A 5,727-nucleotide genomic window follows, 5' to 3' on the forward strand; every position below is an offset into this window, starting at 1 on the left:
CACCTCAACGTCCGGCGCACGACTCCGGGGGCGGCTCTGGGCCCGGGACGGCCGCTCAAAGCGTCCCTGGTCCGGCCACACCCCGGCGTCGTGCGCGAAGGTCGCCAACCGTCGGCGACCGACCCGGGGCCCGCCGGAGCCCCGTCGGCGGCAGTGGTGGCGGTGCGTCGACGTCGTGCCGTTCGCCACGTCTCGGCCCACCGGAAAAACTGCCGCACTACCAACCTAAGACGTATCACCGTGTGAGAAGTTACGCCGGGGGGGTGTGAGCTGCCTCTCGCCACGCTCCGTGTGCGTGCGGTGCCGCCCCCATACCACACCTTCCAGCGGCCGTGACGTCACCCTCCCCGCAGTCACGGCAACCGAGCGTGATAGGAATCGTGGCATTCCGGTACGGACCGCCGTGCACCTTGCAGCGTGGCGGCGGAGCTGGGGGAGGAGTGCGCAGATGACCAGGAACGTGGTTGTCACCGGCGGTGGCACGGGGATCGGGTACGAGGTGGCACGGCGGTTCGCCGAGGCGGGCGAACAGGTCGTGATCGTCGGCCGACGGCGAGCGGTGCTGGAGGAGGCCGCCACGGCCCTCGGGCCGAACGTGACCCCGCTGGTGTGCGACCTCGCCGACCCGGACTCCGTGGAGGCCGCGCTGGAGGAGCTTCCGCAGCGGATCGACGTGCTGGTGAACAACGCGGGCAGCCGGGAGACCGTGATCGGTGCCGGGCCGCACGCCCTGCTGGCCCGCTGGCGCGGGGACTTCGAGCGCAATGTGCTGACCGCGGTGCTGCTCACCGAGTCGGTCCGTGACCGGCTCACCCCGGGCTCCGGCCGGGTGGTCACCATCAGCTCGATCGCCGCCCTGCGCGGGGCCGGCTCGTTCGGGGCCGCGAAGGCCTCGCTGCACGCCTGGAACCACTTCCTGGCCGCCCAGCTCGGCACCTCCGGCATCACCGCCAACATCGTGGCGCCGGGGACGGTGGCGGGCACCGAGTTCTTCGGGCCGCGGCTGGACGAGGCGGAGGTCTCCCGGCGGGCGGCCCGCACGCTGCTCGGGCGGATCGGGGAGACCGGCGAGGTGGCGGCCGCGGTCCACTTCCTGGCCTCGCCGGAGGCCGGTTTCATCACCGGCGAGATCCTGCACTGCAACGGCGGTGAGCTGCTCGGCCGCTGAAGCCGCCCGAACGCCGCAGGGCCCGTACCGCGCACGCGGTACGGGCCCTGCGGCGTTCCCGGGCGCCCGGGGGTCAGGCGGACCGGAAGCGGCGCAGCCGGAGGCTGTTGGTGAGCACGAAGACCGAGGAGAAGGCCATCGTGGCGCCGGCGATCATCGGGTTGAGCAGTCCGGCGGCGGCCAGCGGGATCGCCGCGACGTTGTAGCCGAAGGCCCAGCACAGGTTGCCCTTGATGGTGCCGAGCGTGCGGCGGGAGAGCCGGATGGCGTCGGCGGCCGAGCGCAGGTCACCGCGGACCAGCGTCAGGTCGCCCGCCTCTATGGCGGCGTCGGTGCCGGTGCCCATGGCGAGGCCGAGGTCGGCCTGGGCGAGCGCGGCGGCGTCGTTGACGCCGTCACCGACCATCGCGACGACCCTGCCCTCGGCCTGGAGGGTCTCGACGGCGGCGACCTTGTCCTCGGGCAGCACCTCGGCGTACACCTGCGCGGGGTCGATGCCGACCTCGGCGGCGACGGCCTCGGCGACCGCCCGGTTGTCCCCGGTGAGCAGGACCGGGGTGAGCCCGAGGGCGCGCAGTTCGGCGATCGCCTCGGCGCTGGTGGGCTTGACCGCGTCGGCGACCTCCAGGACGGCCCGCGCCGCGCCGTCCCAGCCGACCACCACGGTGGTCCGCCCGGCGGCCTCCGCGGCCCGTCTGGCCCCGGCCAGCGCGGCGGGCAGCGGCAGGCCGTGCTCGGCGAGCAGGGACTCCCGGCCGGCGACCACCGTGCGGCCGTCGACGACGCCCCGCACGCCGAGGCCGGGGACGTTCTCGAAGCCCTCGACGGCGGGCAGGGTGCCGAGGCGGTCGGCGGCGGCGGTGGCGATGGCGGCGGCGATCGGGTGCTCGGAGGCGTGCTCGACGGCGCCGGCGAGGCGCAGCGCCTCCTCCTCGGTGACGCCCTCGGCGGTGCGCACGCCGTGCAGGGTCATCCGGCCGGTGGTGACGGTGCCGGTCTTGTCGAGGACGACGGTGTCGACGCGGCGGGTGTTCTCCAGCACCTCGGGGCCCTTGATCAGGATGCCGAGCTGGGCGCCGCGGCCGGTACCGACCATCAGGGCGGTCGGGGTGGCCAGGCCGAGGGCGCACGGACAGGCGATGATCAGCACCGCGACGGCGGCGGTGAACGCCTCGGTCGCGCTGTCGGTGGTCAGCAGCCAGCCGACCAGGGTGCCGAGCGCGATGAGGATCACCACGGGCACGAAGACGGCGGAGATCCGGTCGGCGAGCCGCTGGGCGGCGGCCTTGCCGTTCTGCGCCTCCTCGACGAGCGCGGCCATCCGGGCGAGCCGGGTGTCGGCGCCGACCCGGGTGGCCTCGACCACCAGGCGGCCGCCGGCGTTGACGGTGGCGCCGGTGACGGTGTCGCCGACGGCGACCTCCACCGGGACGGACTCGCCGGTGAGCATCGAGGCGTCGACGGCGGAGGCGCCCTCGACCACCACGCCGTCGGTGGCGATCTTCTCGCCGGGGCGGACCACGAACCGCGTCCCGACGGTGAGCCGGTCGACGGGCAGCCGGACCTCGCGGCCGCCCTGCAGCACGGCCACGTCCTTGGCACCGAGGTCCAGCAGGGCGTGCAGGGCGGCCCCGGCGCGGCGCTTGGAGCGGGCCTCCAGGTAGCGGCCCAGCAGGATCAGCACGGTGACGGCGGAGGCCGTCTCCAGGTAGAGCATGGACGAGGCGTCGGCGTCGCCGACCGAGAACGAGAACTCGTGCCGCATGCCGGGCATGCCGGCGTCGCCCCAGAACAGGGCCCAGAAGGACCAGCCGAAGGCGGCCAGGGTGCCGAGCGAGACCAGGGTGTCCATGGTCGCCGCGCCGTGCTTGAGATTGGTCCAGGCGGCGCGGTGGAAGGGCAGGCCGCCGTAGACGACGACGGGGCCGGTGAGGGCGAAGGCCAGCCACTGCCAGTTGGTGAACTGGAGGGCGGGGACCATCGACCACAGGACCACCGGCAGGCTGAGCACGGCGCTGACCAGCAGCCGGTCGAGCAGCGGGTCGGTGGCCGGTGCGCGGGCGGCGTCGGCGGGGGCTTCGTCCGCCGCGACGGGCACCGGGGGCGGGGGGAGTTCGGCGGTGTAGCCGGTGTTCTCCACGGTGGCGATGAGGTCGGCCACGGTGACGTCCGGCGCGAACTCGACCCTGGCCTTCTCGGTGGCGTAGTTGACGGTGGCCTCGACGCCGGTCATCCGGTTGAGCTTCTTCTCGATCCGGGCGGCGCAGGCGGCGCAGGTCATGCCGCCGATCTGGAGTTCGACGCGCTCGCGGACCGGGGTGGGGCCCTCCTGGCCGGCTATGGCGGTCGCCGCGTCCGGGGAGGTGGAGCCCGAGGTGGAGGTGCTCATGTGCTGATCAGCTCCTAGGGGAGGGCACGGCGGGGGCGGGGTTTCGCGGGGCCCCCGCCGCGCGGCGGGGGCTCTCAGGCGGCGCGGCCGACCAGCTCGTAACCGGCCTCGTCGACGGCGGCGCGGACCTGCTCGTCGTCCAGCGGGGCCGCCGCGGAGACGGTGACCGTGCCGGCCTTGGCGTCGGCGGACACCCCGGTCACCCCGGTGAGGGTGGAGAGCTCCTTGCTGACCGAACTCTCGCAGTGGCCGCAGCTCATGCCGGTGACGGTGTAGGTGATGGTGCTGGACATCGGGGCCTCCGGAAGGTCTGTACGGCCGCGAGCGTACGCCCGGGCCCGGCTGATAACCACACCATACCCCTAAGGGGTATTCCGTAGGGGTGCGGACCGTGTGGTGTGGATCGCATTGCGGGTGCTGTCCGGGGTGTCGCCCGGGCGTCGCCGGCGCGCGCTCCGAGAGCAGAGCGTAGGCGTCCGGACACGTTGCGCTGGAATCCGCGCCGTGACATGGGCGGATTCGGCGCTCCGGCGGGCCGATGGCGGTGCGGGCGGGGGCGGAGGGGCCGGGGGTGCGCGGGTGGTCGTACTGATCGTCCGTTATGTTCGGTATGTGTCACCGATGCGCCGTGCCCAGTCGCCGTCCGTCCCGACCGGCGCCGGGCAGCCGCCGGCCCGGCGGCGCGACGCGCTGCTCGCCGTCGACCTGCTCGACATCCCGTTCTGGCGCCGGGCCGCCCCCGCGCTGATCGCGATCGTGCTGGTCGGGATCGCCGACCTGTACTCCGGCCAGGACCGCTACCTGGCGCCGCTGATGACCGTCGTCCCCAGCGTCGCCGCGCTGACCCTGCGGCCGCTCGAACTGCTCGGCGTCTCCTCGGTCGGCCTGCTCGCCGTCTTCGGCCTCAGCCACTACGACCAGGTCGACAACCTCAACGACGCCCGCTTCCTGTGGGGCGCGATGGTCGGCTACCTGGTGCTCACCGTCTTCTCCGCCTGGGTGGCCAGGATCCGGATGCGCCGGGCCGCCGCCTTCGCCGCGGTCAGCTCCGTCGCGGAGGCCGCGCAGCGCGCGCTGCTGCGACTGCCCGGACCGGTCGTCGGGCCGCTGCACCTCGCCGTGCGGTACGTCTCCGCCGCCGACGCCTCGCGGATCGGCGGGGACCTCTACTCCGTCCTGGAGACGCCGCACGGCACCCGGGTCGCGGTCGGCGACGTGCGCGGCAAGGGGCTCGGCGCGGTGCAGACCGCCGCCGTGGTGCTCGGCGCCTTCCGGGAGGCCGCGTACGACGAGGCCGGGCTGCGCGGGGTGGCCGCCAGGGTCGAGGCCAGCGTCGAGCGGCACGTGCCGGACGGCGAGTTCACCACCGCGCTGTTCGCCGAGTTCCGCCGGCCCGGCGTGGTCCAGCTGCTCCAGTACGGGCACGTCCCGCCGATCCGGGTGGACCCGGAGGGCCGGGCGCACGTCCTGGACGCGCCCGACCCGTGGGTGCCGCTCGGCCTCGGCCGGCTGGCCACCGGCGAGCCGAGCACCTGGGACCAGCCGTTCGGGACCGAGGACGTGCTGGTGCTCTGCAGCGACGGCGTGATCGAGGCCAGGCACCGGCGCAGCGGAGTGTTCTACCCGCTCGCCGAGCGGGTCGGCCCGCTGGTGCGCGGCGCGGCCCGTTCCGCGGCGGAGCTGGAGGCGGCGGTCGGGCGGGTCTACGCCGATCTGCTGGCGCACACGGGCGGCGAACTTCGGGACGACGCACTGCTCCTGCTGATCACCCGCACGGACGCGGCCTGAGCGACCTCACCCCGGCCCGGCACGGACCGCCACTCGCCGCCCCGGCACGGGCCGAAGGCCACCCCGCCCCGAGCCGAAGGGGCGCGCCGGCGCCGAAAGGGAGAAGGGTCAAGCCGCCGACGAAGGAGGTGGCGCCGTGCCCGCCGACCGTCGGCGCCGGACAAGAGCGCCCCGGAGGCGAGCGGGTGAGTCACAGTGCCCCGGAGGCGAGCGGGTGCGTCACAGCCTCCGCGAGGGCGCGGAAGAGGAGGGCGGTGGAGGTGGCGCCGGGGTCCTGGTAGCCGATGCTGCGGGGGCCCAGGTAGGAGGCGCGGCCCTTGCGGGCCTGTAGCGGCACCGTGTCCACGGCGCCCCGCTCGGCCCCCTCGGCCGCGGCCCTCGC

Annotated in this window: 5 protein-coding genes; 2 read left to right on the plus strand and 3 right to left on the minus strand. The window is 74.8% G+C overall.

The features are described 5' to 3' along the window. Nucleotides 1-448: 448 nt before the first annotated feature. Nucleotides 449-1,168: an SDR family NAD(P)-dependent oxidoreductase gene (locus ABD308_RS10045; protein ID WP_344331072.1), complete on the plus strand. Its 720-nt coding sequence runs from the start codon at nucleotides 449-451 to the stop codon at nucleotides 1,166-1,168. 73 nt (nucleotides 1,169-1,241) lie between these two features. Here the strand turns inward: ABD308_RS10045 and ABD308_RS10050 are convergent, their stop codons facing one another. Further along, a complete protein-coding gene (locus tag ABD308_RS10050) occupies nucleotides 1,242-3,557 on the minus strand; it encodes a heavy metal translocating P-type ATPase (protein ID WP_344331075.1) in 2,316 nt (771 codons plus the stop codon). A 74-nt stretch (nucleotides 3,558-3,631) separates the two neighbouring features. Beyond that, nucleotides 3,632-3,850, minus strand: a complete 219-nt coding sequence (locus ABD308_RS10055) for a heavy-metal-associated domain-containing protein (protein ID WP_344331080.1) — start codon at nucleotides 3,848-3,850, stop codon at nucleotides 3,632-3,634. Between the two features lie 328 nt (nucleotides 3,851-4,178). Between ABD308_RS10055 and ABD308_RS10060 the strand changes: the two genes are divergently transcribed. Then, nucleotides 4,179-5,345, plus strand: a complete 1,167-nt coding sequence (locus tag ABD308_RS10060) for a PP2C family protein-serine/threonine phosphatase (RefSeq protein ID WP_344331082.1) — start codon at nucleotides 4,179-4,181, stop codon at nucleotides 5,343-5,345. 190 nt (nucleotides 5,346-5,535) lie between these two features. Here the strand turns inward: ABD308_RS10060 and ABD308_RS10065 are convergent. Further along, the coding region (locus tag ABD308_RS10065) for a DAK2 domain-containing protein (protein ID WP_344331084.1) at nucleotides 5,536-5,727 on the minus strand (192 nt) is incomplete at its 5' end.

Source organism: Kitasatospora putterlickiae (assembly GCF_039527695.1).
GTDB classification, from domain to species: Bacteria; Actinomycetota; Actinomycetes; order Streptomycetales; family Streptomycetaceae; genus Kitasatospora; species Kitasatospora putterlickiae.

Bases quoted from the DNA above. Each gene is read 5' to 3' on its own strand.
- ABD308_RS10055 (WP_344331080.1), bottom strand. From the start codon at position 3,850: ATGTCCAGCACCATCACCTACACCGTCACCGGCATGAGCTGCGGCCAC.
- ABD308_RS10050 (WP_344331075.1), bottom strand. From the start codon at position 3,557: ATGAGCACCTCCACCTCGGGCTCCACCTCCCCGGACGCGGCGACCGCC.
- ABD308_RS10045 (WP_344331072.1), top strand. From the start codon at position 449: ATGACCAGGAACGTGGTTGTCACCGGCGGTGGCACGGGGATCGGGTAC.
- ABD308_RS10060 (WP_344331082.1), top strand. From the start codon at position 4,179: ATGCGCCGTGCCCAGTCGCCGTCCGTCCCGACCGGCGCCGGGCAGCCG.